This is a genomic window from Reichenbachiella sp., assembly GCF_965233835.1.
In the GTDB taxonomy this organism is placed as follows: domain Bacteria; phylum Bacteroidota; class Bacteroidia; order Cytophagales; family Cyclobacteriaceae; genus Reichenbachiella.
The window spans coordinates 2,347,631-2,363,595 of record NZ_OZ247585.1 but is presented as its reverse complement, the minus strand read 5'-3'; the positions used below and the strand labels follow the sequence as shown (position 1 = coordinate 2,363,595).

15 protein-coding genes are annotated in these 15,965 nt (G+C 40.2%); 4 read left to right on the top strand and 11 right to left on the bottom strand.

What is annotated here, in order from left to right:
- The first annotated feature begins 173 nt into the window (after positions 1-173).
- Positions 174-4,388, top strand: coding sequence for a DNA polymerase III subunit alpha (dnaE, locus tag ACO6S2_RS10010; protein ID WP_422362359.1), 4,215 nt, complete (start codon positions 174-176; stop codon positions 4,386-4,388).
- A 21-nt stretch (positions 4,389-4,409) separates the two neighbouring features.
- Here the strand turns inward: dnaE and ACO6S2_RS10005 are convergent, their stop codons facing one another.
- The 4 genes from ACO6S2_RS10005 to ACO6S2_RS09990 form a co-directional block, all read right to left on the bottom strand.
- A complete protein-coding gene (locus ACO6S2_RS10005; RefSeq protein WP_422362358.1) occupies positions 4,410-4,580 on the bottom strand; it encodes a PLDc N-terminal domain-containing protein in 171 nt (56 codons plus the stop codon).
- 326 nt (positions 4,581-4,906) lie between these two features.
- Positions 4,907-5,389 carry a hypothetical protein gene (locus tag ACO6S2_RS10000; protein WP_422362357.1) on the bottom strand — a complete coding sequence of 161 codons (483 nt, stop codon included), beginning with the start codon at positions 5,387-5,389 and terminating at the stop codon, positions 4,907-4,909.
- 72 nt (positions 5,390-5,461) lie between these two features.
- Positions 5,462-5,923: a hypothetical protein gene (locus tag ACO6S2_RS09995; RefSeq protein ID WP_422362356.1), complete on the bottom strand. Its 462-nt coding sequence runs from the start codon at positions 5,921-5,923 to the stop codon at positions 5,462-5,464.
- Positions 5,924-6,023: 100 nt separating this feature from the next.
- Positions 6,024-6,659: a toxin-antitoxin system YwqK family antitoxin gene (locus ACO6S2_RS09990; RefSeq protein ID WP_422362355.1), complete on the bottom strand. Its 636-nt coding sequence runs from the start codon at positions 6,657-6,659 to the stop codon at positions 6,024-6,026.
- Positions 6,660-6,811: 152 nt separating this feature from the next.
- On the opposite strand from ACO6S2_RS09990, the gene ACO6S2_RS09985 reads away from it, so the two are divergent.
- From ACO6S2_RS09985 to ACO6S2_RS09975, 3 genes are all read left to right on the top strand, one after another.
- Complete coding sequence (locus tag ACO6S2_RS09985; protein ID WP_422362354.1) at positions 6,812-7,717, top strand: hypothetical protein; 906 nt, start codon at positions 6,812-6,814, stop codon at positions 7,715-7,717.
- Positions 7,718-7,834: 117 nt separating this feature from the next.
- Positions 7,835-10,870, top strand: a complete 3,036-nt coding sequence (locus ACO6S2_RS09980) for an ATP-binding cassette domain-containing protein (protein ID WP_422362353.1) — start codon at positions 7,835-7,837, stop codon at positions 10,868-10,870.
- 8 nt (positions 10,871-10,878) lie between these two features.
- Positions 10,879-11,640, top strand: a complete 762-nt coding sequence (locus tag ACO6S2_RS09975) for a YdcF family protein (RefSeq protein ID WP_422362352.1) — start codon at positions 10,879-10,881, stop codon at positions 11,638-11,640.
- Here ACO6S2_RS09975 and ACO6S2_RS09970 read toward each other — a convergent pair.
- From ACO6S2_RS09970 to ACO6S2_RS09940, 7 genes are all read right to left on the bottom strand, one after another.
- Positions 11,637-12,434: an SDR family NAD(P)-dependent oxidoreductase gene (locus tag ACO6S2_RS09970; protein ID WP_422362351.1), complete on the bottom strand. Its 798-nt coding sequence runs from the start codon at positions 12,432-12,434 to the stop codon at positions 11,637-11,639. The genes ACO6S2_RS09975 and ACO6S2_RS09970 overlap by 4 nt on opposite strands.
- The gene (locus ACO6S2_RS09965) at positions 12,431-12,937 is read right to left on the bottom strand and encodes a dihydrofolate reductase (RefSeq protein WP_422362350.1); all 507 of its coding nucleotides are present in this window, start codon (positions 12,935-12,937) and stop codon (positions 12,431-12,433) included. Before ACO6S2_RS09965 ends, ACO6S2_RS09970 begins: the two co-directional genes overlap by 4 nt.
- Before the next feature lies 1 nt (position 12,938).
- The gene (fmt, locus tag ACO6S2_RS09960) at positions 12,939-13,847 is read right to left on the bottom strand and encodes a methionyl-tRNA formyltransferase (RefSeq protein WP_422362349.1); all 909 of its coding nucleotides are present in this window, start codon (positions 13,845-13,847) and stop codon (positions 12,939-12,941) included.
- 65 nt (positions 13,848-13,912) lie between these two features.
- The gene (locus ACO6S2_RS09955) at positions 13,913-14,854 is read right to left on the bottom strand and encodes a fatty acid desaturase (RefSeq protein ID WP_422362348.1); all 942 of its coding nucleotides are present in this window, start codon (positions 14,852-14,854) and stop codon (positions 13,913-13,915) included.
- 83 nt (positions 14,855-14,937) lie between these two features.
- Positions 14,938-15,159, bottom strand: coding sequence for a membrane protein insertion efficiency factor YidD (gene yidD, locus ACO6S2_RS09950; RefSeq protein WP_422362347.1), 222 nt, complete (start codon positions 15,157-15,159; stop codon positions 14,938-14,940).
- Position 15,160: 1 nt separating this feature from the next.
- Positions 15,161-15,379, bottom strand: coding sequence for a hypothetical protein (locus ACO6S2_RS09945; RefSeq protein WP_422362346.1), 219 nt, complete (start codon positions 15,377-15,379; stop codon positions 15,161-15,163).
- Positions 15,380-15,405: 26 nt separating this feature from the next.
- Entirely contained in the window at positions 15,406-15,960 is a 555-nt protein-coding gene (locus ACO6S2_RS09940; protein WP_422362345.1) for a 1-acyl-sn-glycerol-3-phosphate acyltransferase, read from the bottom strand.
- Between the last annotated feature and the right edge of the window lie 5 nt (positions 15,961-15,965).

The following is a 15,965-nucleotide window of genomic DNA, read 5'->3' as shown; positions in this document are numbered from 1 at the left end:
AACGACTCCGTATATCCGCCTAAAATTTCTAGTTTTAATGTCCTATTCACTGCGATCATTTTTTCACCCTGTCATTTCGAGTGAAACGAGAAATCTTAGCCAATATGATGCACATCATAAGCCAAAAAAGATCTCTCCCTCTGGTCGAGATGACAAACTAAGGTTAATTACACATGTACCTAATATTCGATACTGAGACCACCGGATTACCCAAGAACTACAACGCCCCGCTGGAGGACCTTGACAACTGGCCGCGACTGGTACAACTCGCTTGGCAAGTGCATGCAAATGATGGCTCGCTTATCAGTGATAAGAATTACATCGTCAAACCTGAAGGATATACTATTCCCTTTAACGCCCAGAAGATCCATGGCATTTCCACCAAAAGAGCAGAAGAAGAAGGTCATGACCTAAATGAAGTCCTAAGTATCTTCTCTGAAGACTTAACAAAAATAAAGGCGGTTATAGGCCATAATGTTGAGTTTGATTTAAATATAGTAGGCGCTGAATATTTGCGTAAGGAGCGAAACAACGATTTAGCTCCAGTCAACTCCATAGATACAAAAGATGAGTCCACTGAGTTCGTGGCCATCCCAGGACGTGGCGGCAAATTCAAATGGCCTACACTGACTGAACTTCACACCAAGCTTTTTGGAGTAGGTTTTGATGATGCACATGATGCAGCATACGATGTAGACGCTACAGCCAAATGTTTCTTTGGGCTATTGACAGAAGGGGTCATTGCGCCGCTCGACGATACTGCCAAGGAAAACATCAAATACGAGGCACCGGATCTAGCCGCTGCTAACTTTGCTGTTAAAGATGACAAAAAAGGTGTAGACATTGACACTGAGGCAGCCAAGAAGATCGATGCGCCTTTTTGCCACCTTCACGTCCACTCTCAGTTCTCGGTATTACAAGCCACGCCTAAAATCAAACCCCTGATCGCCAAAGCAAAGGAGCTTGGCATGCCTGCAGTAGGCCTTACAGATTTGGGCAATATGTACGGTGGTTACCACTTCGTGGAAGGTGCCATCAAGGAAGGCATCAAACCTATACTTGGTCAGGAGTTTTTCATTTCAGAAGAGCGCAAGACACTCAAATTCACCAAGGACAATCCAGATCGAATGACACGGATTGTGCTATTGGCCAAAAACAAAAAGGGCTATCACAATCTGGCCAAACTTTCCTCTTTGGGCCACATGGAAGGGTTGTACGGGTTTTATCCAAGAATTGACAAGGAGCTAATCCAGCAATATAAAGAAGACATCATCTGTCTTACTGGAGGATTGATGTGCGAAGTACCCTCACTGGCATTGAATCAAGGCGAAGAGCAAGCAGAAACAGCCCTCCTCTGGTGGAAAGAGCAGTTTGGTGATGATCTTTATATCGAACTCAACCGACATGGGTTGGATGAAGAAAATCACTTAAACGAAATACTTCAAGAATTTGCTGTAAAGCATGAGATAAAAATGATCGCCTCCAATCATGTGCACTATATAGACAAAGGAGAGTCCAAGGCACATGATGTATTGCTCTGTATCAAAGATGGTAAAAGTATCAATGACGAAGTAGGTCGAGGACGTGCTTATCGTGATGCACTACCTAATGACCAGTATTATTTCAAAACTCAGGAGGAAATGAAAGCGTTGTTTGCGGATATTCCTGAAGCAATTGAAAACATCAAAGTGCTGATTGACTCCGTTGAGGAATATCGATTGTCCCGAGATGTGCTCCTACCTGCCTACGACATTCCAGAAGAATTCAAAGATCCAAAAGATGACGAAGATGGTGGCAAACGAGGCGAGAACAACTTTCTACGACACCTAACTTATGAAGGAGCCAAAAAACGCTATGGGGAGATTACTGAAGAGATTACTGAACGGTTAGATTTTGAACTGAAAACAATCGAGAACTCAGGTTATCCAGGCTATTTCTTGATCGTTCAGGACTTCACTACCAAATCGAGAGAAATGGGTGTTTCTGTTGGACCAGGTCGAGGATCGGCCGCAGGATCGGCCGTGGCCTATTGCATTGGTATTACGAATGTAGACCCGATCGCCTATGATCTGCTTTTTGAGCGTTTCTTGAACCCTGATCGTGTATCACTACCCGATATTGATATTGACTTCGACGATGAAGGGCGCGACAAAGTAATCCAATATGTAATTGATAAATACGGTCAGACTCAGGTAGCTCAGATCATCACCTATGGTACCATGGCTGCAAAGTCCTCTATTCGGGATTCTGGTCGAGTGATGGAGCTGCCTCTACCCGATACAGACTCGATAGCCAAACTAATCCCAGAAAGACCCGGCATTAGTTTAGACAAAGCCTTTAAAGAGGTAAAGGAACTCCAATCCATGGAAAGTGGCCATGGACTAAAATCCGAAGTGATTCAACAAGCCAAAGTACTAGAAGGATCAGTAAGAAACACTGGTATTCATGCCTGTGGTGTCATCATCACGCCAAGTGATATTACTCAGCATGTACCCGTGGGTGTGGCCAAAGATTCTGATCTGTTGGTAACTCAGTTTGACAACAGCGTAGTGGAAAGTGCGGGCATGCTAAAAATGGACTTCTTGGGACTCAAGACCCTGTCCATTATTAAAACGGCTTGCGCCAACGTAAAAAAACGACATGGAGTAGAGATCATCCCTGATGATATTCCTCTTGACGATAAGAAGACCTACGAACTCTACCAGCGCGGGGAAACCAATGGTACTTTCCAGTTTGAGTCGCCTGGTATGCAGAAGCACTTGCGTTCACTCAAACCTGATAGATTCGAAGATTTGATTGCGATGAACGCCCTCTATCGGCCGGGACCGATGGAGTATATCCCCAACTTTATTGCCCGTAAGATGGGTACTGAGGAAATCGAATATGATTTGGAGGGTATGGAAGAATATCTGGCCGAAACGTACGGTATTACTGTCTATCAGGAGCAGGTGATGCGACTTTCACAGAAGTTGGCTGGATTCACCAAAGGTGAGGCCGATATGCTTCGAAAGGCGATGGGTAAGAAGATTCAGGCTATCCTGGATCAGCTCAAGCCTAAGTTTGTAGAAGGCTGTTTGGAACGCGGGCACGACGAGGCCAAGGTTCAAAAAGTATGGAAGGATTGGGAAGCCTTCGCCGCCTACGCTTTCAACAAGTCGCACTCTACTTGCTACTCTGTAGTTGCGTATCATACCGCTTACCTCAAGGCCCACTACCCTGCCGAATATATGGCAGCGGTACTTACGCACAACCAAAACAACATTGAGAAGGTCAGCTTCTTTATGGAAGAATGCCGGGTGAGGAAGATTCCTGTTTTAGGACCAGATGTCAATGAATCGGGGGTTTTCTTTCAAGTGAATGACGAAGGGAAAATTAGATTCGGAATGGGTGCCATCAAAGGTGCAGGTGAGGCAGCGGCCATTTCCATTATTGAAGAACGTGAAGAGAATGGCAAGTTCAAAGACTTCTTTGACTTTGTGACTCGAATCAATTTACGCTCAGTAAATAAAAAGACACTCGAGGCCTTAGCACAATCTGGAGGGTTTGATTGCTTTGAAGTATATCACAGAAGACAATATCTAATCACGGATGACGGAGAACCAAGTTTGATCGAAAAGGCTATCAAGTACGCCAACAAGATGGAGCAGGAAGAAGCCAGTGCACAGGCTTCATTGTTCGGAGGTGACTCAGGTGTATCTATTCCTACCCCTACTGTTTCTACCGTTGAACCATTTTCAGAGTTAGAAAAATTGAGGATAGAGAAAGAAGTGGTCGGTCTCTACATCTCCGGTCATCCCCTAGATCAATTCAAGTTTGAAATTGACCAATTCACCAATACATCTATTAAAGAACTAAACGGTGACCTGACAGAACTTCAGAAAAAAGGAAGCATCAAAATCGCGGGTCAGGTGTCAGCAGTTGGCCATCGCGTCACCAAAAACGGCAAGCCGTTCGGCACGATCACCTTGGAGGATTTCACAGACTCTTTTACTTTCTTTTTGTTTTCAGACGACTATATCAAGTTCAAAGAGTACTTTGAGACTGGCTGGTTCCTTTATTTTCAATGCGCAGTACAGAACCGTTGGAAAGGGGAAGAATTAGAGCTCAAAGTAAAGTCCATGGATTTGCTCACTGAAATCAGAGGAGAAAAAACCAAGGGTCTCAACCTAAGAATTAAGCTTCAAGATGTAAACGATGGACTGATCCATGAAATCAAAAAGTTAACTTCTGAGTACGCAGGCAGTAGTTTACTCAAACTTGATATTGTAGACGAAGAGGAGAATATGCAAGTCAATTTACTTTCGCGTAAAGTGAAAATAGAGCCAGACAACGGTCTACTTGATAAGTTGGAGGCGATGGATGAAATTCAGTATAAGGTGATCGCCTAAGTAACCGATCACCTCCTATTATTATTTTTTCTTTGTGAAATAATAAACGATCGCAGTAATTATGCTGAAAAACAAAGCGCAAATAATCCATAATGCTTTGCTTCCTCCGCTCATACTTTTTTGTTTAGTCAACACTTCAAAAATGACCCAAATAGCACTTATTAAGGCTATTAGATAAAGAATAGAATTCATATCCATAATAGTTTAAGAGTTTGTCGAGAATGATTGACTTATAATTTACCAGTTTTCTTTCAAACAGTCACTAATTGTGTATAGAAAGTGGTTAGCTCATGAACTCAAAAATCTGCCAATGCCAGTTTTTTTTCGATATACCATATAATATTACTCCTACAACAAAGGAATCTAAAGTAGCGAAAAGAGATACATGCCCCAAATTCGGATTAAGAGTAGCTTGAGCATTTTACACTATCCTCCAGAAAATGAGTTTAAACGTAACTTGCATGTGGTATTGCAAAGGAGTAATGGCGATTAATTCTTATAGTTTTTTTGCGTTACAATTAATCTAGATCACTGGGCAAGAGAATTGTTTTTTTGTTATACAGTTGTGCCCTTATTTTTTCTGCTTTTCTAACCTTCTTTGCTCCAGAAGACGAAAGTGCAATCGAAATGGTAAAAAATCCGGCAGATGTAAACAAAAAACTATTCGCTGTCCTTACGACTTTATCTTTCCTTTCTTCGGTATCAGCCATGCCCGAAAAAACATGCAGAAACAAGCCCGCTCCCGCCGACACTGCACCCAGAACAACAAACGGAGATGAGGAGCTTCTGTCAGAAAAAGCTCCATTCAACATTAAATTCACTTCTTCATCTTTCCAATCATATTCGAAAGTTGAAAAGCCATGCCTTTCCACATATCTTAATTGAGACTTATGTAATACAAGAATGGATTTATCTGCCCGACTCGATTGAGTTTGCCCATTTGCTTTTTGTACTAACCACAAGAACATGAATAGCAAGATGAGTTTGATTTGTTGTTGCATGTCATTTTTATCTAATCAACTTTTCATTCATTTCCGGTTTTTCAATATGAAGACATAAGTCTTCCATGATTCCTATTGCTGTTTTAATTTGTTCGCTCTTTCAATTTGCTTAGCAGAGACAAGACGAAATGCAATCGAAGAACAAATAGCTGCACCACCTATCCAATATAGAGAAGTATAAGGTTTATACTCTCCTTCCGAGTTATTATTAGCTGTATGGGCAATTTGCCCCATAGCATTTGCAGCCAAATTTAGAATAACCAAACCCACTCCTGAACCTAACGTTATATTCGACGCTGCTCGGTTCTTTAAGGATTTTTTTAGATATAAGTTAATCTCAGAGTCATTCCATTCATAGCTTTTTACATCAAAGCCATTTTTGGTTAGGTATCTGTTTTTTGACTTGGAGTAGGGGTTCTTTTCTTTATCAATCTTAAGAATTGTATTTTCTGCACGCTTGTCTTCTTGAGCTTGAGTTTTTTGCGCTAACCACAGGAACAGAAATAGGAGAATTAGTTTGGTTTGTTGTTGCATGAGTAAAGGTTTGGTTTGTCTTACTCCTTCTAAGTCAACCAAAAAAACTACTCCCCCTAAACGGAACTATAAATCATTCGATAGATACCACAAATTTCAACTAATACCCATAGTCAAAATACAGTTTTTTCTTCCCCTTCTTCGAATACTCAAACCACTCTCCTATCTCTTTCCCATTTTTGTAATTCCCTGAAAAATTCAATCTGCCTTCGCTATCAAAAAACTCCCAATATCCTTCTTCCTTTCCTTCTTTATAGTTTCCCTTTTGAAATAGTACCTCTCCTTCAGTATACACTTCCCATAAGCCGTCCGGCAATCCCATTTTGTATGACCCTTTACTTTTTAAATTGCCATTTTCATGGGAAGCAATCCAATTCCCTTCATACAAGCCCATATTGTAGACTCCCTTTCTCTTCAGTTGGCCTGATTCATAGTAATAAAAAGCACTATCTTCCAGCAGACCAGCGTGCCAATTTTCTTTGCTTTTTACCTTACCATTCTCATAGTAAGTAGTTGACTCTCCAACCAACTCCCCTTTCTCATAATTTTCTACAGCATTAATCTTTCCTGTTGGGAAGTAGTATGTCCACTGCCCATCCTTTCCGCTTTCATTGAGCACTCCTTCAGTTTTTAACACTCCATTTGAGTAGAAAGTTTGCGTTTTATCTTGAGCCCAAAGCTGGGTGCAAACTGTACAAACACAAGTGAGTAGCAATAGGTATCTTTTAAATTTCATGAGTATATATACGGGTCTTTTCTTAATAATATCAATTATTAATCAATTTTACCTCCAATCAGACGTAACGGTTCAAATTATTTCAAACAGTGCTTTATATCCATTCAAAAATATATTAAAATTGGCGTTGAGAAATTCATAAAACACAAACTATGATCAACTATAAACAAACCATCAACCTTTGCTTTGCTATTGCGTTGACTGTTTTCATTTGTTCTTGCGGAGGAAATTCCAAAAAAGTTGCCGCCGAAATTGAAGCTGAAGCTTTTGAAGAAGCAGAAAATCAGCTTATCGAAGAAATAGACAAAGTGGTACACGACATGCCACCACCATCAGAAGTACCTTACTTGCTTCAAGCTACTGGGTCTGATTTCAATGCAGATTTGATTAACGACCTGAACAATGTTACCAAATACGAAAACTCTACTGACAAAGCTGCCATGAACCTTGGCGCTTACGCAACAGATATAGGATATCTTTCTGCATACGATCAAGTTCAAGATGCCTTGAAATACATGGAAACCTGTCAGAAGCTGGCGGATCAAATTGGCATTGCATCTGCATTTGAGTTAGAGTTGATGGAGAGATTTGAAAAAAATCTCGGCAACAGAGACTCTTTGGCTAATTTGATCAATTACGCTATGGATGTTGCTGAAGAAAAACTGGAGGCAACAGACAGACTGCAAACTATTGCTTTGGTACTTTCTGGCAGCTATATCGAGGGCCTATATCTATCTGTTATGGTGATCGACACTTATCCAGAAGACTTACTCCCGGAAGCAAGCAGAAACTTGATTCTAGAGCCATTGGTTAAAATTATCATTGACCAAAAAGAGCCATTGAATGACGTAGTACGACTACTAAAAGACTTAAAGAGTGATGACACAATTGCTGAGGTAGTTGCTGAATTCGATATCTTAAGAGTACTTTATCAAGAAGATCTTGCTGAAATTGACAAAAAAATCGCAGAAGGTGATCCAAACTTCATGCTAAATAGAGATATGTTAGTTGATATCATATCAGAAGTAAAGAGAATTAGAACCGAAATGGTAAAATAATCTATCATTCTTTCGGTCGAAAAAGCATTGAATGTATTGTTCAATGCTTTTTTTATTTCTGCCCTAATTTGACCTATATTTAAAGATCAATTCCATCCGTAAATCTCAATCTAAACTATGAGTGAGCAACTGTTAAAAGCCATCATCCACCTACTCGCTATTGTAGCCAAAGAAGATGATGTAACTGAGGACGAAAGAAGTGCCATTGAGGACTTTCTACTCGAAAATTTAAGCAAGGACGAAAGCCTAAAATACATGCAACTGTTTGATCAGTTGACCAGCCACATGTCTGGTGACCGCGAGGTGTCGTTCGGTGAGCAGAAAGAGATTACCATCCTTGCCAAGCAGGTCAATCAGGAGCTCACACAGCAGCAAAAAATTGTTGTAATACTCAAAGTTCTGGAGGTCATCATGGCTGATGGTGAGATTTCGGATAGAGAACTGGAGCTGCTTCATTTGATCGGTGAGTCATTCAATTTCTCTACCAAAGCCGTTGATCATATTAAGTCCTTTGTGATTACAAAAGAACGTTCCGAGCTGAGTGCCGACAATATTCTGATCGTTGATGACAGCCAGGGTGCGGGGCCAAATACAGCAGCTAAGCATCTAAAAAGAGCTTTCCTTTCCGGATACATTGCCTTCTTCAGACTTCCGGCACTGGAAATGTACTTCATGAAATACATGGGCGATTCTGCGCTTACGCTAAATGGAGTCCATGTAAGAAAAAATAAGATTATTGTATTCTCATCTGGTAGCACGATTCGAAGCTCTAAAATTGACCCCATTTACTATAGCGATGTAGTATCTGAGTTTAGAGAGGAAGGTTCCGATTCCAAAATTTCATTTGTTGCTGAAAATATCGGTTTCACATTCCCTAACGGACATCAAGGGCTGCGAGACATTACCATTGCTGAAAGTTCAGGTAAACTTGTTGGCCTTATGGGCGGAAGTGGCGCTGGTAAATCGACCTTACTCAATGTATTGAATGGTAATGAAACTCCTTCTCAGGGCACAGTAAGAATCAACGGCATTGACATCAATAAGGATAAAAGTAAGGTGGAAGGTGTTATCGGTTATGTCCCTCAAGATGACCTTCTAATTGAGGAACTCACCGTATCGGAAAACCTCTATTATGCAGCCAAGCTTTGCTTTGCTGACATGAGCAATGAAGAACTACATCAGCTTGTGGACAAAACACTCGCTGCACTAGGGCTGAGTGAAACCCGCAATCTCAAAGTAGGTTCGCCTCTCCAAAAAACAATTAGTGGTGGGCAAAGAAAAAGAGTAAACATTGGACTGGAGTTACTCAGAGAACCATCAGTACTTTTCGTAGATGAGCCTACTTCGGGACTATCTTCCAGAGATTCTGAAAACATTATGGATCTCTTGAAAGAGCTTTCTCTGAAAGGCAAAATGGTCTTTGTAGTCATTCACCAGCCATCCTCAGAAATTTTTAAAATGTTTGATAAACTCGTCATCCTAGATGTCGGTGGTTATCAAATATATTATGGCAACCCAGTGGAGGCTGTCATCTATTTCAAGAACATTGTTGACCTGATTGATAAGGACGCCGGCTCGTGTATTGAATGTGGGAATGTTAACTCAGAGCAAATATTCAATATCATCGAAACCAAAGTAGTAGATGAATATGGCAAGCTTACCGATCAAAGAAAAATCTCTCCACAAGATTGGAACAGCTACTTCGCGGAAAGAGTAACAATCAAACCCGCTGATGAATCAGAGGATCAACCCGAGAAAACGCTGAAAATTCCGAACAGGATTAAGCAATTACTGATTTTTGCTGGCCGCGACATAGCCTCAAAACTTAGCAACAAACAATATTTAGCGATTAACTTACTTGAGGCTCCGCTTCTTGCAGTTATTCTTGCTTTCATTATTAGATATACTCCTGAGGGCTCAAATGAATATATATTCAGAGAAAATCCCAACATTCCAGCCTTCTTCTTCATGGCCATTATTGTGGCGCTATTCATGGGGCTGACTGTGAGTGCAGAAGAAATTTTTAAGGATAGGAAAATTCTGAAACGAGAATCGTTCTTGAATCTCAGTCGCTTTAGTTATCTCGTATCAAAAATGGCCATCTTATTTGGTCTATCTGCACTACAGACTTTGATGTTCGTGCTAATAGGCGATCTTGTTTTGGGAATAAACGGCATGACCCTCTCCTTTTGGCTGGTGATGTTCAGTGTATCCTGTTTTGCCAACATTATGGGACTCAATATATCTTCAGCCTTCAATTCTGCTGTTACGATATATATCTTAATCCCACTACTTATCATCCCACAACTTATCTTAAGTGGTGTGGTGGTGAACTTTGATAAACTTCACCCCCTATTGAGCAATTCTAAGAAAGTACCAATCATTGGGGAGCTCATGGCATCTAAGTGGGGCTATGAGGCTCTGGCAGTGACACAGTTCAAAGACAATGAGTTTGAAAGAAATTTCTTCGAGTACGACCAAACCATTGCAAATTCAGAGTTCAAAAGCGTTTACTATTACTCGGCTATAGAAGCTAACCTTGATTACGTTCATTCCAACTTTGGTTCAGAGGATAGTGACAAAAAACAAAAGGTTACTGATAAATTAAAACTTATTCAAAAAGAACTTTCTAAGGAAATGGACTTGGGAGGAATTCCAAGGGATAAATTCAAAGCCTTAGAGAATCTTACACCAGGTAAGTTTGATAAGGCCACTTTTGATGAAACTGAAAAATTCATCAAAATCATGAGAAAGATTTATAACAACCGTCTAAAGAAAGCCACGGAAGATCGCGATAAGCTCACAAAGACGATGACAGATACGGATGAGAAGTTAGAAGCATTTGCCCAACTTCGAAAAGATAATGAGAATGAGGCCATCGTGTTTTTCCTAAAAAACAGCACCGCGGAAAACCGTTTGTTAGAAACAAAAAAGGAATTGATCCAGAAGATCTATCCTATTTATAATGTGCCCGTCCCTAATCATGCATTGGATATCAGATCTCACTTTTATGCGCCTCAAAAGCACTTCCTAGGCAACTATTACGACACCTTATATTTCAATGTGATAGTTATCTGGCTGATGTCAGTTCTACTGGTGATATCACTTTATTTTGATTGGTTTAGAAAAGTCGTTAACAGTTTCGGTAAATAGCATTACTGATGTTTTTCATTCTATCCAAGATTGCCTATTGGTTGATCATGCCGACTAGCTTGTTGGCTTGGTTGATTATTTTCTCAATACTGGTAAAAAAGGATAGGTATAAAAAGAAATTGAGATGGGTAGCTTTCGGCCTTTTTCTATTCTTTACGAATCCATTTATAGCCACCGTTACTATTAACACTTGGGAGCCAGAGGCTCTCCTTTATGAGGAAATAGACAATACCTATACCTATGGCATCGTGCTTTCAGGTATTACCAATCCCAATCGCCCACCGTTTGATCGTGTACAGTTTAACAAGGGAGCAGACCGAATTGTACATGCTATTGATCTTTACAAGAAGGGTATTATTGAAAAAATTCTTATCACAGGAGGTAGTGGAACTCTCACCTTTGAAGGGAACAAAGAAGCCCATGCACTAAAAGGTTTTGCGCTTGGTAGTGGCATTCCTCAATCTGACATTATCATGGAGGACAAGGCTCGAAACACAAGAGAAAACGCTCAATTTTCAAAGGAACTCATATCTGAAACATCTGATAAAGCTATTTTAATCACCTCCGCCTTTCACATGTATCGTGCAAGAAAATGCTTTGAAAAAGTGCATTTATCAGTAACCCCATTTCCAACAGATTACTACGGCCGTAAGCTTTATTACACCCCAGATGATATCCTTATCCCTTCTTTGTATGGACTGAAAATCTGGACTATATTAACTAAAGAGTGGATAGGAATAATTGCCTATAAGGCTGCGGGTTTCATTTAGGTTACTGCCACTTTTCTAACGATTTTAGAAAAAAGTGTTGGGAAAAATCGCTTTACATAAATTCCAAACACCTCTTTCAACCCTCCGATGTAGCTCTCTTCCTTTTGCGCAGCTACACTTTTGAGCATTTTAACAACCAATTGATCGACTGTCAATCCATTGGCTTGTGCTTGATCTAGTGTATTTTGCTTTGACCCGTCTCCCATCAATGCATTGTAAGAAATTTTTGTATTAACATAGCCAGGCAAAATCAAAGTCACTTTAATTCCATCCTGATAATGCTCCGCACGAAGGCAATCAAAGAAGCCATGAACAGCGTGCTTAGAGGCTGAATAACCTGCCCTTAGCGGAGAATACAATATACCCACTGCACTGGTGACAGCCACATGATGACCAAAGCCCCGCTCTACCATTCCAGGAAGTACAAATTTTGATAAAGCTATAGTCCCAAAGTAGTTGACTTCCATAATCTGCCGTTGTACATCCATGGAAGTATTGATCACTTTGTCGCGTTGACTGATGCCTCCATTATTGAAGAGCATATCAACACCTCCAAAGAATTCTTCTGCTTTTTTGGCTTTTTCTTCTAAAGATGGTCCATCAGCCAAATCGAGTGGTAATATCTCTATAGTAGCAGCGTGCTTATTTTCTGACTTTACGCGCTCCAATTCTTCCACACGGCGGGCAGAAATCACAAGGTTACATTTCACTTTACTCAAATGCTGTACCAATCCTTCACCTATGCCGCTAGAAGCACCAGTGATCCATATGTTCCTATTTTCGAAGTATTTCAATTTTTTATCTTTTCGTATTTAACAAAATCAAATGAAAATTTATGACGTTCATCCGCTGGGTGATGCTCCCTTGATACTTCCTTCCAATCACCTGTCATTTCAGGAAAAAACACTTCTCCATTTTCGATATGTGCATCTATTTCAGTCAGGTAAATCATGTCTGCTCGCTCCATAGCCATTTGATAAATTTGTCCACCGCCTATCACAAATAACTCTTGCTCTCCTTGCTCATCAGCAAAGACATAGGCATCATTTATATCATGATACACCACACAATCATTAACCTCAAATCCCTGTTGTCTGGTAAGAATAACATTCGTTCGATGAGGCAATGGTTTAAACTTAGGAGGTAAGGAATCAAAATTCTTACGACCCATGATTACCACGTGCCCTTTCGTGGTCTCCATAAAATACTTCATGTCATCCGGCAGATGCCAGGGTAAATCATTATTGATTCCAATGACCCGATTCTTAGTCATAGCGGCGATCAGTGATACCTTCATTTCAATCAAATTTAAATCCTCTCAATAAATCATCTATTGGCATCCGTTTTTTTCCTTCCATTTGAAGGTCTATCAAATCTAGCCATCCGTCTTTTGTTTTTACAGATAAGTAAGTTTTATTATCTGTTTCAAACTCACCAATCGTTTTATTGCCTCTTTGCGCTGACCGGACTTTATACACTTTGAATTTTTTCCCTCCAAGTGTGGTCCATGCTGCAGGATAAGGAGATAAGCCTCTAACAAAATTTCTGATAGTTTCACTCTCTTTAGCCCAGTCTATTTCACAAGTTTCTTTATGAATTTTTGGTGCTGATTTCAAGTCTCTGGACTCAACTTGTGGCTTCAATTGAACATCTCCTTCTTCTATCGTAAGTACAGTCTTGAGCACCAAACCAGCCCCTTTATGCATCAATCTTCCATAAACATCCCCAACAGTATCTTCTGAACCAATGGATTCTTTTTCTTGAAGGATAACACTTCCTGTATCAATCTCATGCTTTAGGAAAAACGTGGTAACACCAGTTTCTTTTTCACCATTCATAATGGCCCAATTGATTGGAGCGGCTCCACGATACTGTGGAAGTAAAGAACCGTGCAAGTTGAAAGTCCCTCTTTCTGGCATATCCCAAACTACCTCTGGTAGCATCCTGAATGCTACAACTATCTGCAGATCAGCTTTCAAAACGCGCAGTTCTGATAGAAACTCCTCAGACTTAAGGTTCGTAGGTTGTAGCACCTGAAGGCCTGCACTTTCGGCATATTCCTTTACAGGTGTACCCTGAAGCTTTTTGCCTCTACCTTTTGGCTTATCAGGAGCAGTGATCACCCCAACAATATTGCAGCCATTTTCATGTAAAATCTGAAGACTGGGCACCGCAAACTCAGGTGTACCCATAAAAACTATCCGCATATAATCTCGATTAATTATAGCTCGAAATTACGTGGATTAAAGGAGAGATTCTATTCTCCGAAGGACTAAATACTATTGTTTCTCTTTATCCGACTACTCAACCCGATTTTTGGATTAGTGACGAACTGAACAAGCACGTTGACCCAGGATTTGTGAACAAAAAGATTATCGTAGAAACTTGGTGCTGTTTTCTTCAATTTTGGCAACCGAGTCCCCGGAATATTCGGAAAATCATGGTGCTCATTATGATAGCCTACATTCAATGCAAACACATTCAACCAGCCATAGTAACTGTAGGTCTCCTGCCCTTCTTCAAAAACATAGTGCTCTGCAATAAAATGAGCGGCCAAAGGATGTAAACTCCCCGCAAGAAATATGGACAATAGTAAATATAGAATAGCACCAGTACCTACAAAATACCAATAGATACCAATTGCAACAAGCTGGAAAATAATATTATAAATGTGCCACTTCTCTAATTTTATTGGGTGAACGAACATAGGGCGGAATGCATAAAAAAGAATCTGATTTGTGGCCCACAGTATTTTACCAAGGATGCCTTTAAATATTTTAGCTTCAGCCTGAGTAGGCAAATCCGTATCGTTATGTTCATCACCCTGCTCCCAATGATGCTTGAGGTGATAGGTTTTGAATGAAATCGCATAAGGGACCACAATCGGAATATTCGCAAAAAGGGCTAACCAATTATTCAATACTTTCTTTTTGAAAGCGAGGTCATGACTTAGCTCATGAATGGCTAGAAAAATCGTGTGACTTACAGAAGCACCAAAGATGTATGCAATTGGCAGGTACCAGTACCAGGCCAGCTCAGCAACAAATGGTGCTGAAACCAACTGAAAAATGACTAGACCCAGAATCTTGAATTTTAAACCTTTGTCTATGCCATAAAGCTCTTTGACTTCCGGATGCTTAGCTAGAATTTCCTTTCTTCTTTTGAAGTGTGGCTCTCTTTCATCCGACCAGTAAAATCCTTTTTTCTTTTCCAACGTACTTTGGTTTATTTGAACTGCAAAGATAAGGTTGTTTTTACTTCATAAAAATATTGCCTCTTGAATATTCATGATAATGGTCATGGTACAGGATCATACCCACTAGAACCCCAAGGGTGGCATTTTGCAATCCTTTTAATTCCAAGAATTAAACCCTTTCCTACTCCGTGTTTTTCAATAGCCTCTTTGGTATACTGCGAACAAGTGGGTGAAAATCTGCAAGAAGATGGGAATAAAGGAGAAATACTGTATTGGTAAATCCAAATAGGAATCAAAAAGAGTTTTTTAAAGATCGATTTCATTTCACTCCTCCTGACTACTATAGATATCATTGAGCTTGATCAAATCGTCTTCCGGAATGTCCTGACGATTTAAGGTAGCGAATAATTCACTTCTTGATCTGATGTTGTACTTGGCAAGTACATCATCACTCTTCCACTTCTTTTTTAAATTTCTTGAATAAAGAAATATGCCAATCTGCAGTGCAGCAGCAACCACCAATAAAATAATAATTAAGATCACACCAATGCTTTTGGTATTATACTGATTTAGTCGACTCCAAGTTCTGGATGTTTTCCTGGAATCCCAACAAACTTGCTTCGGATCATTTCCACTTCTTCCTGCAAATTATCAGAAGGATAAAACGGCTCCATAAATTCCACTTCCCTCTTCTTGAAATTGAAACTGCATGGAACAATCGGCACATTAGCAGCAATCGCAATCCGGTGGAACCCAGTTTTCCAATCTTTCACTTTAGATCGAGTACCTTCCGGAGTAATCGCCAATCTCATCACCTCCCGCTCATTAAAAATTCGGACTACCTGATCTATCAAACTATTGGCCCTTCTTCCTCTATCTACAGGGATTCCACCCATACCCGTTAGCAACCATCCTAGCGGAGGGAATTTGTAAAGTTCTTTCTTTACTAAAAATGACGAACGTAAATTTTTAATGGGCCGAACCACTACACCAATAAAAAAATCCCAGTTACTGGTATGAGGTGCAATAGCAATTACACACTTTTTTATACTCGTAGGAATATCACCTTTGATTTTCCATCCGAGTATCTTGAGAAAAATAAGTTTGGCCAGTAGCTTCAGCATCAACT

Coding starts and splice junctions, on each gene's coding strand:
- ACO6S2_RS09975 (WP_422362352.1), top strand. CDS start 10,879: ATGTTTTTCATTCTATCCAAGATTGCCTATTGGTTGATCATGCCGACT.
- ACO6S2_RS09985 (WP_422362354.1), top strand. CDS start 6,812: ATGATCAACTATAAACAAACCATCAACCTTTGCTTTGCTATTGCGTTG.
- ACO6S2_RS09990 (WP_422362355.1), bottom strand. CDS start 6,659: ATGAAATTTAAAAGATACCTATTGCTACTCACTTGTGTTTGTACAGTT.
- dnaE (WP_422362359.1), top strand. CDS start 174: ATGTACCTAATATTCGATACTGAGACCACCGGATTACCCAAGAACTAC.
- fmt (WP_422362349.1), bottom strand. CDS start 13,847: ATGCGGATAGTTTTTATGGGTACACCTGAGTTTGCGGTGCCCAGTCTT.
- yidD (WP_422362347.1), bottom strand. CDS start 15,159: ATGAAATCGATCTTTAAAAAACTCTTTTTGATTCCTATTTGGATTTAC.
- ACO6S2_RS10000 (WP_422362357.1), bottom strand. CDS start 5,389: ATGCAACAACAAATCAAACTCATCTTGCTATTCATGTTCTTGTGGTTA.
- ACO6S2_RS09995 (WP_422362356.1), bottom strand. CDS start 5,923: ATGCAACAACAAACCAAACTAATTCTCCTATTTCTGTTCCTGTGGTTA.
- ACO6S2_RS09965 (WP_422362350.1), bottom strand. CDS start 12,937: ATGAAGGTATCACTGATCGCCGCTATGACTAAGAATCGGGTCATTGGA.
- ACO6S2_RS10005 (WP_422362358.1), bottom strand. CDS start 4,580: ATGAATTCTATTCTTTATCTAATAGCCTTAATAAGTGCTATTTGGGTC.
- ACO6S2_RS09940 (WP_422362345.1), bottom strand. CDS start 15,960: ATGCTGAAGCTACTGGCCAAACTTATTTTTCTCAAGATACTCGGATGG.
- ACO6S2_RS09980 (WP_422362353.1), top strand. CDS start 7,835: ATGAGTGAGCAACTGTTAAAAGCCATCATCCACCTACTCGCTATTGTA.